The 19,379-nt window shown below is 50.0% G+C and carries 16 protein-coding genes, 1 tRNA gene and 1 pseudogene; 9 read left to right on the top strand and 9 right to left on the bottom strand.

Features of this window, described 5'->3' with window-relative positions; translation table 11 throughout:
* The first annotated feature begins 15 nt into the window (after window positions 1–15).
* Window positions 16–882: an acetyl-CoA carboxylase, carboxyltransferase subunit beta gene (gene accD / locus HMPREF3047_RS04485; RefSeq protein WP_049331298.1), complete on the top strand. Its 867-nt coding sequence runs from the start codon at window positions 16–18 to the stop codon at window positions 880–882.
* 63 nt (window positions 883–945) lie between these two features.
* On the opposite strand, the gene HMPREF3047_RS04480 is transcribed toward accD, so the two are convergent.
* The 6 genes from HMPREF3047_RS04480 to HMPREF3047_RS04455 form a co-directional block, all read right to left on the bottom strand.
* Window positions 946–1,392, bottom strand: coding sequence for a GatB/YqeY domain-containing protein (locus HMPREF3047_RS04480; RefSeq protein WP_070712316.1), 447 nt, complete (start codon window positions 1,390–1,392; stop codon window positions 946–948).
* 98 nt (window positions 1,393–1,490) lie between these two features.
* Window positions 1,491–1,703 carry a 30S ribosomal protein S21 gene (gene rpsU, locus HMPREF3047_RS04475; protein ID WP_003680926.1) on the bottom strand — a complete coding sequence of 71 codons (213 nt, stop codon included), beginning with the start codon at window positions 1,701–1,703 and terminating at the stop codon, window positions 1,491–1,493.
* Between the two features lie 277 nt (window positions 1,704–1,980).
* Window positions 1,981–3,828, bottom strand: a complete 1,848-nt coding sequence (locus HMPREF3047_RS04470; RefSeq protein ID WP_070712315.1) for a lytic transglycosylase domain-containing protein — start codon at window positions 3,826–3,828, stop codon at window positions 1,981–1,983.
* Window positions 3,829–4,006: 178 nt separating this feature from the next.
* Complete coding sequence (locus tag HMPREF3047_RS04465) at window positions 4,007–4,474, bottom strand: FxsA family protein (protein ID WP_070712314.1); 468 nt, start codon at window positions 4,472–4,474, stop codon at window positions 4,007–4,009.
* 167 nt (window positions 4,475–4,641) lie between these two features.
* Entirely contained in the window at window positions 4,642–6,159 is a 1,518-nt protein-coding gene (locus HMPREF3047_RS04460; protein ID WP_349267138.1) for a polyamine aminopropyltransferase, read from the bottom strand.
* A gap of 124 nt (window positions 6,160–6,283) precedes the next feature.
* Window positions 6,284–7,354, bottom strand: coding sequence for a porin (locus HMPREF3047_RS04455; RefSeq protein ID WP_070712312.1), 1,071 nt, complete (start codon window positions 7,352–7,354; stop codon window positions 6,284–6,286).
* A gap of 326 nt (window positions 7,355–7,680) precedes the next feature.
* Between HMPREF3047_RS04455 and HMPREF3047_RS04450 the strand changes: the two genes are divergently transcribed.
* The 5 genes from HMPREF3047_RS04450 to HMPREF3047_RS04430 all read left to right on the top strand — a co-directional run bounded on the left by HMPREF3047_RS04450 (window position 7,681) and on the right by HMPREF3047_RS04430 (window position 14,936).
* Window positions 7,681–9,300 carry an ABC transporter substrate-binding protein gene (locus tag HMPREF3047_RS04450; RefSeq protein ID WP_070712311.1) on the top strand — a complete coding sequence of 540 codons (1,620 nt, stop codon included), beginning with the start codon at window positions 7,681–7,683 and terminating at the stop codon, window positions 9,298–9,300.
* Window positions 9,301–9,375: 75 nt separating this feature from the next.
* Entirely contained in the window at window positions 9,376–11,172 is a 1,797-nt protein-coding gene (locus tag HMPREF3047_RS04445) for an aminopeptidase P family protein (protein WP_070712310.1), read from the top strand.
* A gap of 233 nt (window positions 11,173–11,405) precedes the next feature.
* Window positions 11,406–12,326, top strand: a complete 921-nt coding sequence (oppB, locus tag HMPREF3047_RS04440; RefSeq protein ID WP_036472303.1) for an oligopeptide ABC transporter permease OppB — start codon at window positions 11,406–11,408, stop codon at window positions 12,324–12,326.
* Between the two features lie 72 nt (window positions 12,327–12,398).
* The gene (gene oppC, locus HMPREF3047_RS04435) at window positions 12,399–13,307 is read left to right on the top strand and encodes an oligopeptide ABC transporter permease OppC (RefSeq protein ID WP_003683112.1); all 909 of its coding nucleotides are present in this window, start codon (window positions 12,399–12,401) and stop codon (window positions 13,305–13,307) included.
* A 24-nt stretch (window positions 13,308–13,331) separates the two neighbouring features.
* Window positions 13,332–14,936: an ABC transporter ATP-binding protein gene (locus HMPREF3047_RS04430; RefSeq protein ID WP_070712309.1), complete on the top strand. Its 1,605-nt coding sequence runs from the start codon at window positions 13,332–13,334 to the stop codon at window positions 14,934–14,936.
* 81 nt (window positions 14,937–15,017) lie between these two features.
* On the opposite strand, the gene HMPREF3047_RS04425 is transcribed toward HMPREF3047_RS04430, so the two are convergent.
* The gene (locus HMPREF3047_RS04425) at window positions 15,018–16,295 is read right to left on the bottom strand and encodes an O-acetylhomoserine aminocarboxypropyltransferase/cysteine synthase family protein (RefSeq protein ID WP_070712308.1); all 1,278 of its coding nucleotides are present in this window, start codon (window positions 16,293–16,295) and stop codon (window positions 15,018–15,020) included.
* Window positions 16,296–16,516: 221 nt separating this feature from the next.
* Here HMPREF3047_RS04425 and HMPREF3047_RS11405 point away from each other — a divergent pair.
* Window positions 16,517–16,700: pseudogene (locus tag HMPREF3047_RS11405) on the top strand (IS30 family transposase); the annotation flags it as partial.
* A 226-nt stretch (window positions 16,701–16,926) separates the two neighbouring features.
* Here HMPREF3047_RS11405 and HMPREF3047_RS04415 read toward each other — a convergent pair.
* Together HMPREF3047_RS04415 and yaaA are read right to left on the bottom strand one after the other, a co-directional pair.
* Window positions 16,927–17,017, bottom strand: a tRNA-Ser gene (locus HMPREF3047_RS04415).
* Between the two features lie 79 nt (window positions 17,018–17,096).
* On the bottom strand, window positions 17,097–17,876 hold the full coding sequence (gene yaaA, locus HMPREF3047_RS04410) for a peroxide stress protein YaaA (protein WP_070712327.1): 780 nt from the start codon (window positions 17,874–17,876) through the stop codon (window positions 17,097–17,099).
* Between the two features lie 170 nt (window positions 17,877–18,046).
* Between yaaA and HMPREF3047_RS04405 the strand changes: the two genes are divergently transcribed.
* Window positions 18,047–18,436 carry a RidA family protein gene (locus HMPREF3047_RS04405; RefSeq protein WP_036472307.1) on the top strand — a complete coding sequence of 130 codons (390 nt, stop codon included), beginning with the start codon at window positions 18,047–18,049 and terminating at the stop codon, window positions 18,434–18,436.
* 70 nt (window positions 18,437–18,506) lie between these two features.
* A complete protein-coding gene (locus tag HMPREF3047_RS04400) occupies window positions 18,507–19,337 on the top strand; it encodes a symmetrical bis(5'-nucleosyl)-tetraphosphatase (RefSeq protein ID WP_070712306.1) in 831 nt (276 codons plus the stop codon).
* Window positions 19,338–19,379: the final 42 nt, after the last annotated feature.

The following is a 19,379-nucleotide window of genomic DNA, read 5'->3' as shown; positions in this document are numbered from 1 at the left end:
TCCAAGGAGTCATTCATGAGCTGGCTAGATAAAATTCTTCCTCCGAAAATTAAAAACCGAAGCAGTTCGTCCAGCGTCCCTGAAGGCCTGTGGCACAAGTGTCCGTCTTGTTCGGCAACGGTTTATTCAACCGAGTTGAAGCAAAACAGCGAAGTCTGCCCGAAATGTAATCACCACAATCCGCTTTCTGCGCGCGAACGTTTGAATCTACTTTTGGATGAAGAAGGCCGTGAAGAGATTGCAGCCAATATTAAACCGACCGACCCGCTGAAATTCAAAGACAGCAAAAAATATCCTGACCGCCTCGCGGCTGCGCGTAAAGCAACCGGCGAAGACGATGCATTGGTTGTTATGAAAGGTACCATGAACGGCCTGCCTGTCGTTGTGGCTGCGTTTGAATTCCGTTTTATCGGCGGCTCTATGGGTTCGGTCGTGGGTGAGCGTTTCGTTCAGGGTGTACGTCGTGCCGTTGCAGATAATTGTTCGTTTATTTGCGTGGCGGCTTCCGGTGGTGCGCGTATGCAGGAAGGGATTAACTCTTTGATGCAGATGACGAAGACCAGCGCGGCTTTGCATTTGCTGACTGAAAAACGTCTGCCGTTTATTTCCGTATTGACTGACCCGACCATGGGCGGCGTGTCTGCCAGCTTTGCCTTCTTGGGTGATGTGGTTTTGGCAGAACCGAATGCGCTGATTGGTTTTGCCGGTCCGCGCGTTATCGAGCAGACTGTACGTGAAACCTTGCCGGAAGGTTTCCAACGAGCAGAATTCTTGTTGGAGAAGGGGGCAATCGACCAAATCGTCGATCGCCGTTCCATGAAAAAACGTATCAGCGATTTGATTACTTTGTTGCGTCATGAAGGTAAAGTAACTGCTGCTTGATTGGCACAATAAGAAAGGCCGTCTGAAAATAATATTTCAGACGGCCTTTTTGATTATTGAGGATTAAGCAGTCAATGCGGTTTTCAAAACCTTGTTGACTTCGCCCATGTCGGCTTTGCCGGCCAGGTGGGTTTTCAATACGCCCATGACTTTGCCCATATCGGCCATGCCTGATGCACCGGTTTCTGCAATGACTGCTTCAACGACAGTCTTGATTTCTTCTGCGGACATCATTTGCGGCAGGTAGCGGTTGAGGATTTCGATTTCCGCGTTTTCTTTGTCAGCCAAATCTTGACGACCGGCTTCGGTATAGATTTTGGCGCTGTCTTTGCGCTGTTTCACCATTTTGGTCAGGATAGAGATGACTTTGGCGTCATCGGCTTCGGTGCGCTCATCTACTTCAAATTGTTTGATGGCGGCATTAATCAGGCGGATGGTGCTTAAAGACACTTGGTCTTTGGCACGCATGGCGGTTTTCATGTCTTCGGTTAATTGTGTTTTTAGGCTCATAATGTTCTCACTTTATATAAAAAGATGCCGTCTGAAAAACAAAACACACCGCAAAGCTGCCCTTGCGGTGTGTCGTTTATCACAGGGCAGGCCTGTAATTAGTACATTTTAGGAGGCAGTTGTTGGCTGCGCAGACGTTTTTGCAGACGTTTGGCTGCAGCAGCTTTTTTGCGTTTGCGTTCGGTAGTTGGTTTTTCGTACGCTTCACGGGCGCGCAGTTCGGTCAACAGACCGGTTTTTTCTACGGCACGTTTGAAACGACGCATGGCAACTTCAAATGGTTCATTCTCTTTAACACGAATAGCAGGCATTTTATTTCCTTTAAATTTTGTTCAATCAAACCGTTTTAAGAAATAGAGGACGGTTTGTCATAATGGGGTAGTTGTTGTATCGCTGGTTTGCCTAAGGCAGGGCGGGATACGCGCCGTGATGTAAACATCACCTCCTAACAAGTCGGCTTTTGCCGTGCAAGTGACCTTTTCGGTCAGAAATAATCGGGCGATTATCTTATAAACCCGATAGTCTGTCAAGGTTGCAGGCCGTCTGAACGTTTGATTCTGTCTCACTTTTCAGACGGCCTATCGGGTATTAATAACGGCCGGGAACCGTACCCATACGTTGTTTCAACGAAGTTTGCGGTTCGTTGAACAATGATGCGTAATAAGTCGCGTTGGTCATGACTTTTTTCACGTAATCACGAGTTTCGGTGAATGGGATGGTCTCGGCGTAGATGGCGCCTTCCAAAGGAGAAGAAGCCTGCCAGTTGCGGGCGCGGCCGGGGCCGGCATTGTAGCCTGCGGTGGCCATTACTTCGTTATTTTGCAGGCGGCGTTTGGCATCTGCCATGTACCAAGTACCCATGCGGATGTTGCCGTCCATGGTGTAAAGCTCGCTGCTGCTCATGCCGATTTTGCCGGCGATTTCTCGGGCGGTTGCAGGCATGACCTGCATCAGGCCTTGTGCGCCGACGCTGGATTGCGCACCCATGACAAAGCGGCTCTCTTGGCGAATCAAACCGTAAACCCATGCCGGGTCAACGCCTGCCTGTGCGGCATAGCGGATGGTCAGGTCTTTAAACGGAGAGAGATAGCGCAGTTTGTAGTTGAGTTTGTGGTCGGTACGGTCTGCGCTGTTGATTGCCATGTCGTAGAACTGGTTGTCAAAAGCGACTTGTGCGGCAGTCAGCAGGTTGTCTTCGTTGAAGTCGCGGGTGGCAAAACGCCATTCCGCCTGTGCCTGACGGCGCATTTTGGAGTCGCCGTTGCTTTGGCTGTTTTTAAACAGAACCAATGCGCGTTTGATGGCGCCGTCTTCGTTCATGCGGCGAACGTCTCTGGCATCGGCATCGGAAACGTTGTTGCGCGTATTGATGCGGCGGCCCAGCTCTTCACCAGCCAATACGGCGTAGAAATTGCGGCCGGAAGCGGCGGCTTTTTCGTACATTTCTTTGGCTTGGCCGCTTTTGCCTTGTGCGGAAAAGCTGCGGCCCAGCCAATATTGCCATGTCGGGTCTTTTTGCAGTTTTTCAGGCATATGCTGAATTACGCTTGCCAATTCGTCCCAACGTTGCAGACGCAAAGCGGCGCGTGCGTACCATTCCAATTGTTCGTCGGTCAGTTGTTTGCGGTCGGAAACGCGACCGTAGTAGCTCAAAGCGGTCGGCATATTTTGGCTTTGTGCATGGTAGTGGCCCAATACGCCCCATGCGAAGCTGCGTTGTTCGCGGCTGAGGCCGGATTCCATGTCGGACAGGGTGGCGGCGGCAGAAGCGGATTTACGTGCATCTTTGCCGATTACGCTCAACAGGCTGTATTCGGCCGCACCTTGCGTGCCACCTTCAAACGGGCTGCCCAATGCGGCAGCGAGGTTGCGTGCATCTGTGGTTTGGCTGTTGCTCAATAAGCCGCGTACGCGACGCCATGCGTCGTTGGTGTTCAGACGGCCTGAAGCTGCCGCGCTTTCAACTAAGCGGGTACAGCCGGCAGGCAGTTTGCCGGTAACGCGAACCAGCTCGGCGGCTTTGCTGTAATTGCCGCTGCTCAAATCGGCATAACATTGCACTTCTTGTGCGACGCCGGCGGCGTTCAATTTACTGAATTCTTGACGGAACAAATCCCATTGGCCGCGCGCACCCAAGGTTTTCAGCCATTCGTTGCGGACGTTTTCAGCCATTGCGCTGTCGCTGGCTTGGGATAAAAATTGTTGTACCCAAGCATCGTCGCCGCGTTTGGCGGCATCGATGGCGCTTTGGTATTGACTGTAATCGGACAGGACTTTGGATTCGCTGTCGGCGCGGCGTGAAGGAATAGAAGTAGATTTAGGCTGAACGACGGTTTCGGTTTTCGAAGCAGTCGGTGTGTTTTGGGTGGCGCACGCCGATAAAACAGCGGCGGTAATCAAGCTGAGGGAGAGAGGGAAAAGACGTTGAACGTTCATTGGATACCGTGTCGTTTTTAGAATCAAAATAGCTGCTTATTTTAAATGATTTATGCGGAATAACCGAATTACAAACCGATATTTACATTTTCAAAGCCCGGAAATGACTAAGGCCGTCTGAAATATGAAACACTTTTGAGGTATTCCTAATTCAGACGGCCTTTTATGAAGGAAGTCGTCAATCGGGTTTGTGTTCGATATAGTCTTGCGGCTTGTCGGCTTTGCTGGTGCGCGTAACCGTATATTCGCCTTCGATAATGTCTTCATCCTCTTTGGCGGAGCTGTAAGTCTGACGGCTTTGGAAAGACTGCGTAGAAGAAGCGGTCGCGTTGCCTTTAAACGGAATCAGCAAGAGCAGGGCGACGGCGGTTGAAATAAAGCCGGGACTGAGCAGGAAAACCGCGGCAGCAGTATAGCGAATCGGCCACAACATCTGATAGAGGGAAATGTTTTGGCCGCTGCGGACGGCTGCGCCTGCGAGCAAAAGGCCGGAAATGCCGGTATGGCGCAGCATAAAGATACCGCTGATAAAGCTGAGAGCCATCACAAACAGCGTCCAGCCGCCACCTATCCAGTCTGCAACCCAGACGATGGACATGATTTCCAAAAAGATTAAAACCAAAAAACCGATTCCAAAATACTGCATAAGTGTTTGTTCCTTCATTCAACGGATAGTGTCGATTGTGTTCTATCTAGATAAAGATAAACCTTATTTTTTCAAGCAAATGCTGTGTGAAAAAGGGTAAACGGACAATGAGGCCGTCTGAACGGAGATAAAAAGAAGACAGATGTTTCAGACGGCCTTTAGATATTCTATCGCATCACATTGTTCCAATCGCTTTCAAAATAACTGACGAGAATTTGGTTGTTTAAATAATTTGCTTCCACCTTGCGCCTTGCCATATCGGGCGGAAAACGGAACATTTCGGCAACGGTCTGGGCATTGAGATAGCGGGTGGGTACGTCAAATTTTTGCGGAATGGGGAAATTTTGGTCAAACCCTGCCAACACAAATCCCCATTCGCCAAAGGAAGGGACGTAAACATGATAGGGTGCGGTATTCAACTTGGCCGCTTCGAGGGTGGCAACGACCGACCAGTAGGCATTGGGTGCGAAATAAGGCGAAGTGGATTGCACAACAATTTTGCCATGCGGCTCAAGATGACGGGCAACAAGGCGGTACATGGGGACGGAGTAAAGTTTGCCCAGCGAGAAATTGGACGGGTCGGGTAGGTCGATGATGATAACGTCGAATTTTTCAGACGACCCTTCCAGCCATTTGGCGGCATCGTCGTTGACGATGTGCATTTTAGGATGGGACAGCGAGCCTTGGTTTAGGGCACTCAAGGTGGCGGAGGTTCTAAAAGTGGCGGTCATGTCGGGGTCGAGATCGACCAAAGTAACATTTTTGACCTGCGGATATTTCAAGACTTCGCGTGCCGCCAATCCGTCGCCGCCACCGAGAATCAGGACACGTTCGGCGTTGGGAACCATCTGCATGGCAGGCAGGACGAGTGCTTCATGGTAACGGGCTTCGTCGCGTGAGGAGAATTGCAGGTTGCCGTTGATATAGAGGCGGGTGTCGTCTTTCCAGCGTGTCACGACGAGCCGTTGGTAGGGAGAATGGCTTTGATAGACGACGGGATCGCCGAAATAGCTTTGTTCGGCTTTGAATGAGATGCGGTCGGCGTAGGCGAAGGCGGCGGCGAGGACGGACAAGACAATCAGCGCGCGCAGGCGGATGGCGTGGTAGCGGGGTAATTCGGATTTGAATACACGCGCGGTCAGATAGGCGACGGCGGCGTTGAAGATGCCAAACAACAAGGCAGAACGCGCCATACCGAGTTTGGGGGCGAGCAGAAGCGGAAATAATAACGAGACGGCAAGTGCGCCTAAGTAGTCGAAGGTCAGGACTTTGGAAACGAGTTCTTTAAATTCCGCACCTTTTTGGTTTAACACGCGCATGACCAATGGGATTTCCATGCCGACAACCATGCCGACAATCAGTACAAAAGCGTAGAGCAGGGTGCGGAACGGGGCGGCGGATAAACCGAAGGCCACAAATAATGCCAGCGCAGAAATACCGCCGATGATGCCGACCAGAAGCTCGATTTCGATAAAGCGGTGCAACACGTCTTTATCTTTGATGTATTGGGTCAGGTGGGCACCGATACCCATTGAAAACAGATAAAGCCCGATGACGGAGGAAAACTGCAAAATACTGTCGCCCAAAAGATAGCTTGCGAGCGCGGCGATGATGAGCTCGTAAGCGAGGCCGCAGCTGGCGACGATAAAAACGGAGATGATGAGGGTGCGGTGGGCGTTCATGATGACGTTTTTGTTGCTTGAGTGTGGGCAATGTAATGATTTTTAAGGTGGGCTGCAAGTTTAATTATAGGATGTAGAAAAGGCCGTCTGAACAAATTGTTTCAGACGGCCTTTAATCTGTCAGGCATTAATAGCGGTGTTTGAATACCATGCCCACTGCGTAAGAAGATTTTTTCGGCAAATCTTCTTCGTATTTCGGATTGACGTTTTCTTTCAACCAGCCGGCACCGAGTGTGGCGGTTGTCCGTTTGGAGAAGCTGTAATCGGTGCTGACGGCGACGTGTTTGTAGTCTTCGCCGATAGAGCTTTTACCGTAGGCAAAGCCGATTTGAGGTTTGAAATTGCCCACTTTGTATGAGCCGGACACCATAAATTCTTTGGTGTTGTTGATTTCTTTGTCGTAAGAACCGGCTACGTTGCCTGCCGCATCTTTCCATACGCCCCAGCAGCTGAAGCCGTCGCAAGTGTTTTTGGCGTATTGGAACGCGGCATCGACGGAGATTTTGTCTTTGCTGTATCCGGCCATGAATGCGTGGGCTTGGAAGTCTTTGGTTTCGGTTGGGGAGTCATTGGGTGCGTATTCGGCAGCGTAGTGCGCGTTAAAGCCGTTGTTTGGGTGATAGTAGTCTACACCCCAGCCGAAGACCCAGTCGCCGTCACGTTTTTTGTCCGGATTCCAGTCATTGTTGTTGCGCGCGGCATTGGAACCGGGGGAAACGTTGAATTTGAATTGGAAACCGTTTTTCCAAGGCGACTCATAAGCCATGGAAACACGGCGTTGGCCGAAGCGGGAAATTTTGCCGAATTCCAAAATCGGGCTGTTGGTGTCGAACGGGTTCAGATAAATGCTGTTCATGGGCGTACTGATGTAACCCATTTTGACGGTGCCAAGGTTTTTGTAGCTGTTGAGCGCGACGTATGAGTCGGCAGTACCCCAGCCGCCCCAGCGGTCGGAATCGAAGTAAATAAAGGAGCCAAGTTGCCATTTCAACCATAAGTCGTTGTTGAGTCGTACTTCATCGGAGAGATAAAGACTGGAACTTTTATCGGAAATGGTTGTATTGGTTACACCGGTTTTATTGTTGTGTTCGACCTCGGTCATGATGTAGATGGTACCGCTCATTTTAGGTTCGGCGTGGGCGAAGCTTATGGAAGAACCGATGAGGGTAGTGGCAACAAAACAAGATAACTTGTTCATTTTGTTCTCCTTTTATGTCTTTTTCTTAATTGGGGACGGGAAATTCGGATAATCTTATTTGACAAAACATAAAAAATCAATACATTTGTAACTTATCGTAGGATAAATTGAAAAATAGTTTTCAGTTACGTATTTTTGTGTTAATTTGCCGACAATCTTAGATGGCTATTATTATTTCGATTGAATATGTGGTTTAAAACACTATTTTCATGGTTTGAAATAGACGATTTAACTATGCTGTAAAAGTTTTAAATAAATGTAGTTTAGTGTAGCTTGAATAATTAGGCCGTCTGAAAAAGAAGAATACCCAAAAGAAGGAATGAAATATGGCTGGAAAAACCTATCCGCTGTTGGCTGCATCATTGGCTGCCGTATTCGCGCTGTCGGCGTGCAGCCGTGATGTTAAGTCTGCTCCTGAGTTTAAACGTACCGATTATGAGCGCGTGGTAGTCAGCAACGGCGTTGAGCCGGGCACGCTGGATCCTCAGATGAGCGGCGATATGGCGGCCGGTGCGATTATCCGTCAGTTGATGGATGGTTTGGTCGGTACGGATGCCGAAGGCAAAACCATTCCTGCTTTGGCGGAGAAATGGGAGAGCGAGGGCGAGCGTGTTTGGACCTTCCATCTGCGTGATGCCAAATGGAGTAATGGCGATCCGATTACTGCCGAAGATTTCGTGTACAGCTTCCGCCGTCTTGCCGATCCCGCTACCGGCGCACCTTTCGGTAGCTATTTGGTCGATGCCCAAGTGGAAAATGCAGAAGATATATTAAACGGCAAAGCCAAGCCTGAGACATTGGGCGTCAAGGCTTTGGACGCGAAGACCCTGCAATTTACGCTGATTGCGCCCGTACCTTATTTCCCCGATATGCTGATTCAGCAATTCACTTTTCCGGTTCACCGCGCCACTGTTGAAAAATACGGCAACAAGTGGACGCAGCCCGGTCATTATGTTTCCAGTGGCGCTTATCTGTTAACGGATTGGAAAGTCAACAGCCACATCAATATGGAACGCAATCCCAATTATTACGATAAAGACAAAGTGGCCATTCCGAAGGCGGTTTTCTTGTCAGGCAGCGGCGAGTACAACCGTTATCGCGCCAATGAAATTGATGTGACTTACGGTATTCCCAGCGATCAGGTCAAAGTGGCGGATATTGAGTTTCCGGGCCAAGTAAGACGCACGACTTCTTTGTGTAGCTGGTATTTGGAGCCGAACCACGAAGCGGCGCCGTTTAACGATCCGCGCGTCCGTAAGGCACTCAATATGCTGACGCGCCGCGACATCGTCGTCAAAGTGGGCGGCCGCGGCGATACGCCTGCGTTCCAATTGACGCCGCCGCAAATGCAGGGCGTGATTCCTGTTTATCCGGAGTGGAAAGAGTGGACGCCTGAAAAACGCATCGAAACCGCGCGCAAACTGTTGAACGAAGCAGGCTACAACGATGACCATCCGCTTGAGTTCGATATTTTGTACAGCACCAGCGAAGCGTCCAAAAAACAAATTACTGCCGTGCAGTCGGTGTGGAAAGCCGCCATTCCGTTTATCCGTCCGACTTTGTCCAACGAGGAATGGAAAACTTATTTGGATACGCGCGCGCAAGGCAATTTCAAGGTTTCGTTCAGCGGCTGGTGTTCCGATTTCAACGATCCGGCGGGCATGCTCAATATCTTGAAATCCAACAACTCAAACAATGCATTCCGCTACAAAAGCGCGGCGTTTGATACATTTATGAACAATACGCTGAAAGATGGTGTCAGCAAGGAAGCGCGCAGCCAGCTCTATGCCGATGCGGAGAAGCAGCTTCAAGAAGACGCTACACTGATTCCGTTGTATCATCAGGTTGAAGTGCGTATGGTCAAACCCGATATTATCGGCTATTCCGACAAAGACCCTTTACGGAACTACACAGTCAAGAACTGGTCGTTCGCACCGAAAAAATAGATTGATTATAGACAGCACAAGTTTTCAGACGGCCTTGATGACAGAGGCCGTCTGAAACAACAGGAGACATAACACATGAAATCTGTACAACAACGTTTGTCCGCTTTACGCGAAGCTATGAAAAAACATGGCGTGGACGCGTTTGTCATCCCTTCCGCCGATCCGCACCTTTCCGAATACCTGCCCGAGCATTGGCAGGCACGTCGCGATTTTTCCGGCTTTACCGGTTCGGCCGGCACTTTGGTGGTGACCGCCGATAAGGCAGGCGTGTGGACGGACAGCCGCTATTGGGAACAGGCCGGCCAACAGCTTGCGCCAAACGGCATCGAGCTGCAAAAAATGGGCGTTGATGCGCCTTATACCGAGTGGTTGGCACAAAATCTGCCCGAGGGAGCAGTGGTCGGCGCACCTGCCGATATGTTCGCACTCAGCGGCGAGCGCGGTTTGAAACAGGCACTTGCCGCCAAAAACATCCGCCTCGAATATCCTGAAACCTTGTTGGACGAAGTGTGGGACGACCGTCCTGCACTGCCGACTCCGGAAATCTACGTTCACCATCCCGACTATGTTTCCGAAACGGCAGCCGAAAAACTGGTCCGTATTCGTGCGGCCATGAAAGAGCAGGACGCAGAGGCGCATTTGGTTTCTTCTTTGGACGACATCGCTTGGATTACCAATCTGCGCGGTGATGATGTGCCGTTCAACCCCGTGTTCTTGTCCCATTTGTTTATCAGCCAAGACAAAGCCGTATTGTTTACCGATGCAGGCCGTCTGAAAGCCGAATCTGCCGAAGCCTTGAAAGTGGCAGGTTTTGAAGTGTTGCCTTATGCGCAAGCGGCGGACTACTTGGCAGGCGTTAACGGCGTATTGCTGATTGATCCTAACAAAACTGCTGTTGGCACTTTGCGCCACCTGCCTGAAGACGTTCGTTTGATTGAAGCCATCCACCCAAGCACATTCTTCAAATCAGTCAAATCCGATGCCGATATCGCCCATATCCGCAATACCATGGCGGAAGACGGCGCGGCATTGTGCGGCTTCTTTGCCGAGTTTGAACAAATCTTGGCAGATGGCGGCGAATTGAGCGAGCTGGACATCGACGGCATGCTCTATAAACACCGCAGCCAACGCCCTGGCTTTATTTCGCCAAGTTTCGACACCATCGCCGGCTACAATGCCAATGCCGCCTTGCCTCATTACAGCGCGACACCGGAAAACAACAGCAAAATCAAAGGCAACGGTATGCTGCTGATTGATTCCGGCGGCCAATACTGGGGCGGTACGACCGACATTACGCGCGTGGTGCCTGTCGGCAATCCGAGTGCGGCCATGAAGCGCGATTACACTTTGGTGTTGAAAGCGCATATTTCTCTGGCGGAAACCATTTTCCCTGAAAACATCAAAGGCCCGATGATTGATGCCATCTGCCGCAAATCGCTCTGGCAGGCGCAATGCGATTACGGTCACGGTACAGGTCATGGCGTGGGCTATTTCCTCAATGTGCATGAAGGTCCGCAAAGCATTGCCGTTGCCGCCGTGCCGCAACCCCATCACGCGATGAAGTCAGGCATGCTGACTTCCAACGAGCCGGGTCTTTACCGTCCGGGTAAATGGGGTATCCGTATCGAAAGTTTGGTAATCAACCGTCCGGTTGAAAACCCAGAGGAAACCGAGTTCGGCAAATTCCTGTATTTTGAAACTGTTACCCTCTGCCCAATCGATACGCGCCTTATCGATACCAAACTGATGACCGGCAGCGAAATCGAATGGCTGAACCAATATCACGCCGAAGTGCGCCGCCGTCTCGAGCCTTTGACAGAAGGCGCGGCCAAAGCATGGCTGATTGAACGCACCGAACCTTTGGCGCGTTAACGTGAAAGGCCGTCTGAAACGGCGGATACAAAGTTTCAGACGGCCTTATAACAACAATTATCTAAAAACTAAAAAAACCTTACCCGACTCCGAATAAAAACAATAACCCGGTCGGAATAGAGAGAGAAACCGGCGCGGCGACGTTAAAGATGCCTGCTGCCATTCATCCGATTTCCGCTTCAGGTCAGCTTTGTTTTCACGAGTCCGGTATGTTCAGACAGGACAGCCTGATTATGTTGAAATTCATCATCAAACGGATATGTGCTTCCATCCCGACCATGCTGGTGTTGATTACCGTATCGTTTTTCCTGATGCGGCTCGCACCGGGCAGCCCGTTCACAGGCGAACGCAATCTGCCGCCTGCGGTCATGGCCAACATTGAAGCCAAATACCACCTCAATGATCCGATGTACCTCCAATATTTCCACTACCTCAAGCAGTTGGCGCAGGGGGATTTAGGACCGTCGTTCAAATATAAAGATTTCAGCGTTAATGAGTTGCTTGCCCAATCCCTGCCGGTATCGGCAGAACTCGGCTTCTACGCCTTTTTGATTGCCGCCATCTTCGGCATGTTTATCGGCATTATCGCTGCCTTAAAACAAAACAGCTGGCTGGATTATTCGCTGATGAGCGGTGCGATGACCGGCATTGTCGTTCCCAGTTTTGTGATGGCGCCGGTATTGGTGCTGGTGTTTGCCGTCAGACTGCAATGGCTGCCTGCAGGCGGATGGAACGATGGCGCACTGATGAACTTGATTTTGCCCGTCGTTACTTTGTCCATCGGTTATGTATCCAGTATCGCGCGGATTACGCGCGGCGCGATGATTGAAGTATTGAACAGCCCCTTTATCCGCACGGCACGCGCCAAAGGCCTGCCCATGAGCCGCATCATCCTGCGCCATGCGCTGCGTCCCGCCATGCTGCCGATTGTTTCTTTCTTAGGCCCGGCATTCGTCGGCATCATCACCGGCTCCATTGTGATTGAAAACGTGTTCGGTATTCCCGGTGTCGGACAATTATTTGTCAACGGCGCGCTCAACCGTGACTACGGCATGATTTTGGGTTTGACGATTTTGGTCGGCATCATGACCATTTTGTTCAACGCCATCCTCGATATTCTGTATGCCATTATTGACCCGAAAATCCGTTATTAATCCCATTTGCGCAAAGGCCGTCTGAAACGTTCAGACGGCCTGAAGAAAGAATAAAAAGCGAGAGAGAACATTATGTTATTTAAAAAGAAGCAGACTCAGGCCCTTGCAGAGGCAGCAGAATACGCCCAAGTACACGGCAAAAGCCTGTGGAGCGATGCATGGCGGCGTTTTAAACAAAACAAAGCGGCGGTGTACAGCATTATCATCCTGTTGCTGATCAGCATTTTTGTGATTGTGGCGCCATGGATTGTCCGCTACACCTACGACTTCACCGACTGGGATAATATGCAGATTCCACCGTCCTTTTCTACCCATCACTATCTGGGTACTGACTTGCTCGGCCGCGATTTGCTGTCGCGTGCGGCAACCGGCGGACGTATTTCCTTGCTGGTCGGTGTGGCCGGCGCATTGGTGGCTGTTGTCATCGGTACGCTTTATGGTGCGATTGCCGGCTTTATCGGCGGTAAGCTCGATTCGCTGATGATGCGCTTTTTGGAAATTTTGAACGCGTTTCCGTTTATGTTTTTCGTGATTCTGCTGACCACGTTCTTTGGCCGCAACTTGCTTTTGATTTTTGCCGCCGTGGGTTTGGTGTCTTGGTTGGACGTGGCGCGTATCGTGCGCGGTCAAACCTTGAGCTTGAAGCATAAAGAGTTTGTCGAAGCGGCGCGTGTGAGCGGCGTGGCAAAACGTAAAATCGTGACGCGCCACATTATTCCGAATGTTTTGGGCGTGGTGATGGTGTATGCCTCTTTGCTGGTGCCGGGCATGATTATGTTTGAATCTTTCTTGAGCTTCTTGGGCTTGGGCGTGCAAGAGCCGATGACCAGTTGGGGTTCGATGTTGCAAGAAGGCGCGATTTCTATGGAAGCTGCACCATGGCAGCTGCTCGTGCCGAGTTTCTTCTTGGTAACCACTTTGTTCTGTTTCAACTTTATCGGCGACGGCCTGCGCGATGCGCTCGACCCGAAAGACCGCTAAACCGCAACCAAAAGGATAATCAAAATGACAAAACAGTTACTGGTTGTAGAAAATCTGGACATCAATTTTGAATTGCATGAAAAAAACGTGCACGCCGTGCGTAATGTCAGCTTTAAAGTGGCAGAGGGCGAAACATTGGCTTTGGTCGGCGAATCCGGCTCGGGCAAATCCGTAACCTCCATGTCCGTTATGCGCCTGCTGCCTGAGAAATTTGCCCGATACAGCAAAGATTCGCGCATTACTTTTGACGGTATTTCCATTTTGGATGCCGATGAGAAAACCTTGCGTGATTTGCGCGGCAACCGCATCAGCGTGATTTTCCAAGAGCCGATGACCTCGCTCAATCCGTTTATGCGTATCGGTGCGCAGCTGATTGAAGCGGCGCGTGTGCACAATAAAAAGCTTGGCAAAAAAGAAGCAGGACAGAAGGCATTGGCATTGCTGGAACGTGTGGGCATCAAAGAAGCCGAGCGCCGCATGAAGCAATATCCGCACGAGTTTTCCGGCGGTCAGCTGCAACGCATTATGATTGCCATGGCACTCATCAATGAACCTGACCTGCTGATTGCCGATGAGCCGACCACGGCTTTGGATGTGACCATTCAAGCCGAGATTCTTGATTTGCTCCACGATTTGCAACAGCAAATGGGCATGGCGATTATCTTCATTACCCACGATTTGGGTTTGGCGGAACACTATTCCAAAACCGTCTGCGTCATGCGTAACGGCGAAATTGTCGAGCGCGGCAAAATCAAAGAAGTATTTGCCCATCCGAAACACGAATATACCACCGAACTCATCAATGCCATTCCCAAAGGCATGAAAGAGCCGGAAGAAACCAGCTCCGGTGTGTTAATCGATGCCGATAATGTCAATGTTTCTTTCGTATTGAAGCAAAACTTTTTCGGCAAGCCGCTCAAAACTTTTGACGCCGTCAAAGGCATCAGCCTCAAAATTAAAGAAGGCGAAACATTGGGCGTCGTCGGCGAGTCCGGTTCCGGCAAATCCACGCTGGGCAAAGCCGTCATGCAGATGCTACCTTATACCGGCCATATCTCCTTTGAAGGCAAAGACCTGAAAAACTATACCGCCGAAGAAGCACGCCGTCTGAAATCGCAACGGCAAATTGTGTTCCAAGATCCGTTTGGTTCGCTTTCCCCACGCTTGACCGTTGGCGAAATTATTGGCGAAGGTTTGACGGTTCACCATCCTGAAATGACCAAAAAAGAACGTATCCAGCGCGTTTTGGAAGTCATGAAGGAAGTGTCCCTGCCGCTTGATGCGCTCAACCGTTATCCGCATGAATTCTCCGGCGGCCAGCGTCAGCGTATCGCTATTGCACGCGCCGTTATCCTGCGCCCGAAATTCATCCTTTTGGACGAGCCGACCTCTGCACTTGACCGTTCCGTACAATCCAAAGTAGTCGAACTTTTGCGCGATTTGCAGAAGAAATACGGCTTGACTTATATGTTCATCAGTCATGACCTGTCTGTCGTGCGCGCTGTCAGCGACAATGTGATTGTGATGAAGCAGGGCGAAATGGTTGAGTACGGCAGCGCGGATCAGATTTTTCACCATCCGCAAAACGACTATACCAAACGTTTGATTAACGCCGCATTTGATTTGTAGAAAAGGAAAAGGCCGTCTGAAAAGAAATTTTCAGACGGCCTTTTTAAGCGGAGGCTTTTTTCATCTAATTAGCGCTATTGCCTATACTTTGGCGGCATCCAATGCCTGTGCCAAGTCAGCAAGCAAATCGTCGATATGCTCGATACCCACGCTCAGGCGTACCATGTCGGGGCTGACGCCTGCTGCGGCGAGTTCTGCATCGTCAAGCTGACGGTGGGTCGTTGTGGCAGGATGGGTAGCCAGCGATTTGGCATCGCCGATATTCACCAAGCGCAGGAAGAGTTGCAGTGCGTCAATGAACTTCGCGCCGGCTTCACGACCGCCTTTAATACCAAAACTCAACAAACCGGAGGCTTTGCCGCCGTAGTCTCGGTCAATCAAGGCTTTATACGGACTGTCGGGCAGGGCAGGATAGTTCACCCATTCGACCTGCGGATGTTTCTTTAAGAATTCGGCTACTTTTAGGGCGTTTTCACAATGACGTTCCATACGCAGGGCAAGGGTTTCCAAACCTTGAAGCAGTAAAAATGCGCTGTGCGGAGACAGGGCGGCACCGGTATTACGCAATGGAACGACACGGGCACGGGCGATATAGGCTGCCGCACCAAAATGTTCGCAGTAGTTTACGCCGTGGTAAGACGGATCAGGCTGATTGAAGTTTTTTTCAAAACGCGGATTGCCTGCCCATTGGAATTTACCGCCGTCGATAATGGCACCACCAATCGTTGTGCCGTGGCCGCCGATGTATTTGGTCAGGGATTGGATAACGATGTCGGCACCGTGCTCGATCGGGCGGAACAATGTGGGCGTAGCAACGGTGTTGTCCACCATCAGTGGCAGCCCTTGAGCGTGCGCGGCTTGTGCGAATGCTGGAATATCAACGACATTGATGGCGGGATTGCCGATAGATTCGCAATACACCAGTTTGGTGCGGCTGTCGGTATTGGCGGCGATTTCTTCGGGCTTGGCCGGATCGATAAAGCGTACTTCTATGCCTTGGCGCGGCAGGCTGTGGGCAAAGAAATTGTATGTGCCGCCGTAGAGGGTTTTGGTTGCAATGATGTTGTCGCCTGCTTCAACCAAGGTTTGAACGGCATAGGTAATTGCCGCCATACCGCTGGCGACAGCCAATGCGGCAATGCCTCCTTCCAGACGGGCAACGCGTTCTTCCAAAACGGCAGTGGTCGGATTCATCATACGGGTGTAGATATTGCCCGCTACATCAAGGTTGAACAAGTCTGCGCCGTGTTGCGTGTTGTCAAAAGTGTAGGAAGTGGTTTGGTAAATGGGGACAGCAGCGGATTTGGTAGTCGGTTCGGATTGATAGCCTGCATGCAGGGCAATGGTTTCCCATTTCATTTAAATATCCTTGTAGCGATTAAATAATGATAAATAGAGGCCAGTAGTAACGGATTTGAAGGGCAAACTTTCCATAACGGAAAAGTTTGGATGCAGCAATACACGGTCTTTCCTATCAGAAAGATTACCATGAGCGACACGCAACTGACCCAAGAAGAACGATACCACATTCAAGACCTGTCCTGCCACTACACCATCATTGAATGATATTCCATCAAGACACCATTTGCCGCAACCTCCTCCAAGATAAAAGCAAGGGTGGTACTTTGTGGCAACAGCTCGGAATATGCAGCAAACCCTACCGCAAACGATACGGCGTACATGGCTCTGAGGCAAAATGCACGATCGCGTCGGCATAGAAAACGCCCTTCCATGGTCGAGCAAAAATTCCGTATTGGTGATGGGTAGGTTGATACCCTTGACGGCAATGATCAAAAAAGCGGAGACCTTTGCAAAAATCCCCCAAATTCCTAAATGTCTGGGTAGGACTTTAGGGATTTGGGGGATTTTTAAAGGTCTTAGGCCGTCTGAAACTGAGTTATAGAAAGTTTCAGACGGCCTTTACGGGATTCTTTGGATTTGAAAATAAAAAAGACTTGAATCAATCAAGTCTTTATATCCTTATCAAGAATGGCGGAAGCGGTGAGATTCGAACTCACGGAGGGCTATCAACCCTCGACGGTTTTCAAGACCGTTGCATTAAACCGCTCTGCCACGCTTCCATTCTTGAAGCCGTAATATTAATGGAACTTACGGCCTTTGCCAAGTAGTATTTTAGGGAAAATATCTAGTATTTTGTTTTTATTTGGATTGTTCTTCACGCATGAATACCCATTCGGCTTCGTTTGAAGCTGCCTCATTGAATAAATAGCCCTCGTAGTCGAAATTTTTCAGCATTTCAGGCTCGGTAATGCCGTGTTCTGCCGCGTAGCGCACCATCAAACCGCGTGCACGTTTGGCGTAGAAGCTGATGATTTTGTATTTGCCGTTTTTCTCGTCTTTAAAAATCGGCGTAATCAGGCGTGCGTTGAGTTTTTTGGTGTTGACGGATTTGAAATATTCTTGTGAAGCGAGGTTGATTAAGACATTGCTGCCGGCCTGCTTCAGCGTTTGGTTGAGCAGGTCGGTGATTTTATCTCCCCAAAATTCGTAGAGATTTTTGCCGCGCGAGTTGGCAAAGGCTGTGCCCATTTCCAAGCGGTAGGGCTGCATCAAGTCGAGCGGGCGCAGTACGCCGTATAAGCCGGAGAGTAGGCGGACGTGTTCTTGCAGGTAGTCGATTTGCTCCGGTTTGAGCGTATCGGCGGCGATGCCTTCATAGACGTCGCCGTTGAACATAAATACGGCTTGTTTGGCGTTTTCCGGCGTAAACGGCGTGTGCCATACGGCATTGCGTTCGGCGTTGAGCAGGGCGATTTTGTCGGAAACATGCATCAGCTCGGCGATTTGTTGAGGGGCAAGCTGGCGCAACTCCTGCATCAGGATTTCTGCTTCGGGCAGAAGGTCGGGCAGGGTAAAGCTGCTGACGGGGGAAGGGTCTTTTTCGTTGAGGTTTTTGGCTGGAGATAAGACAAAAAACATGATAATTTCGGCTTTGAAATGAATAATGTGTGGGATTGTAGGTTTAAAATCGAGGAAGAACAAGACGGGCTAAACGCATTAATTGAATGCTTTTATTGAAACGTATTTCTGTTGAAAGTAAAATTCGAAGCTTCCACCTGATTCTGACATTTCTATTTGAGGAGAATATCATGTCTAAAACCATTATCCATACCGACAAAGCCCCTGCCGCGATTGGCGCATACAGCCAAGCAGTCCGTGCAGGCGATACGGTTTATATGAGCGGTCAGATTCCTTTGGATCCGGCTACGATGACTGTGGTCGGCGATGGCGACTTCCGCGCCGAAGCAGTGCAAGTATTTAAAAACCTGCAAGCCGTAGCCGAAGCAGCAGGCGGTTCTTTGAACGATATCGTCAAACTCAATGCTTATTTGACCGATTTGGCTAACTTTGCCGTGTTCAATGAAGTGATGGCTGAATTTATCGAACAACCTTTCCCGGCGCGCGCGGCGGTTGGCGTGGCCAGCCTACCTAAAGGCGTTCAGGTTGAAGCAGAGGCAGTATTGGTTTTAAATGCATAAATGATGTTTTCAGACGGCCTGGGCTGGGCTTGAGGCCGTCTGAAAAGAATAACAACGGAAAACAATAATAATGGCACATTACGCAATCGGAGACATTCAAGGCTGTTTTGACGAGCTAACTTTGTTGCTTGCCAAAATCGGCTTTAATCATGGTGCGGACACCCTTTGGCTGGTCGGCGATATTGTCAATCGCGGCCCGAAGTCCTTGGAAACCCTGAAATTTGCCAAAGAGCATGACAGCAGCGTGCAAATGGTTTTGGGTAATCATGATTTACATCTTTTGGCAGTCGGTTGCGGTGAAGGAACGCTCAAGCGCAGTGATACGGTTGAGCCGATTTTGACCCATCCCGATAGTCATGCCATGCTTGACTGGCTGCGTCATCAACCGCTTTTGGTACGCGGCGACAGACATGTGATGGTGCATGCCGGTATTTTGCCGCAATGGTCGGTTGATAAAGCCGAAAGCCTTGCCCGTGAAGCTGAGGATGAATTGCAAGGTAAAAAGTACAGGAAATTTTTTGGCAAAATGTACGGCAACAAGCCGACCGAGTGGACAGACGATTTGACAGGCTATGAGCGCCTACGCATGATTATCAACGTCTTTACCCGTATGCGTGCGCTGACGTACAAAGGCGAATTGGATTACGAATATAAATCCACTTTGAAAAAAATGCCGCTTTACCTGCGCCCTTGGTTTAAAGCGCCTGATAGGCAGAATTTAGATTATATTACCGTGTTTGGGCATTGGTCGTCATTAGGCTATGTTAATACTGATCAGGTCATCGCTTTGGATACCGGCGCGTTGTGGGGCGGAGAGCTGACAGCGATTAATTTGGATACCAATGAAGTGATACAGGTACCGTCGTTGGGCGGATTGGATTGGAAAACGGCATTGAAATAGTTTGGATAAGATAAAAGGCCGTCTGAAATGTTTCAGACGGCC

This window comes from Neisseria sp. HMSC075C10, from assembly GCF_001815615.1.
Taxonomy (GTDB): domain Bacteria; phylum Pseudomonadota; class Gammaproteobacteria; order Burkholderiales; family Neisseriaceae; genus Neisseria; species Neisseria subflava_A.
The sequence above is the reverse complement of the archived record's forward strand: the minus strand, read 5'-3'. Positions and strand labels throughout refer to the sequence as shown.

Coding starts and splice junctions, on each gene's coding strand:
- accD (WP_049331298.1), top strand. CDS start 16: ATGAGCTGGCTAGATAAAATTCTTCCTCCGAAAATTAAAAACCGAAGC.
- HMPREF3047_RS04450 (WP_070712311.1), top strand. CDS start 7,681: ATGGCTGGAAAAACCTATCCGCTGTTGGCTGCATCATTGGCTGCCGTA.
- HMPREF3047_RS04455 (WP_070712312.1), bottom strand. CDS start 7,354: ATGAACAAGTTATCTTGTTTTGTTGCCACTACCCTCATCGGTTCTTCC.
- yaaA (WP_070712327.1), bottom strand. CDS start 17,876: ATGTTTTTTGTCTTATCTCCAGCCAAAAACCTCAACGAAAAAGACCCT.
- HMPREF3047_RS04400 (WP_070712306.1), top strand. CDS start 18,507: ATGGCACATTACGCAATCGGAGACATTCAAGGCTGTTTTGACGAGCTA.
- HMPREF3047_RS04425 (WP_070712308.1), bottom strand. CDS start 16,295: ATGAAATGGGAAACCATTGCCCTGCATGCAGGCTATCAATCCGAACCG.
- oppC (WP_003683112.1), top strand. CDS start 12,399: ATGTTATTTAAAAAGAAGCAGACTCAGGCCCTTGCAGAGGCAGCAGAA.
- rpsU (WP_003680926.1), bottom strand. CDS start 1,703: ATGCCTGCTATTCGTGTTAAAGAGAATGAACCATTTGAAGTTGCCATG.
- HMPREF3047_RS04445 (WP_070712310.1), top strand. CDS start 9,376: ATGAAATCTGTACAACAACGTTTGTCCGCTTTACGCGAAGCTATGAAA.
- HMPREF3047_RS04405 (WP_036472307.1), top strand. CDS start 18,047: ATGTCTAAAACCATTATCCATACCGACAAAGCCCCTGCCGCGATTGGC.
- HMPREF3047_RS04480 (WP_070712316.1), bottom strand. CDS start 1,392: ATGAGCCTAAAAACACAATTAACCGAAGACATGAAAACCGCCATGCGT.
- HMPREF3047_RS04465 (WP_070712314.1), bottom strand. CDS start 4,474: ATGCAGTATTTTGGAATCGGTTTTTTGGTTTTAATCTTTTTGGAAATC.
- HMPREF3047_RS04430 (WP_070712309.1), top strand. CDS start 13,332: ATGACAAAACAGTTACTGGTTGTAGAAAATCTGGACATCAATTTTGAA.
- HMPREF3047_RS04470 (WP_070712315.1), bottom strand. CDS start 3,828: ATGAACGTTCAACGTCTTTTCCCTCTCTCCCTCAGCTTGATTACCGCC.
- oppB (WP_036472303.1), top strand. CDS start 11,406: ATGTTGAAATTCATCATCAAACGGATATGTGCTTCCATCCCGACCATG.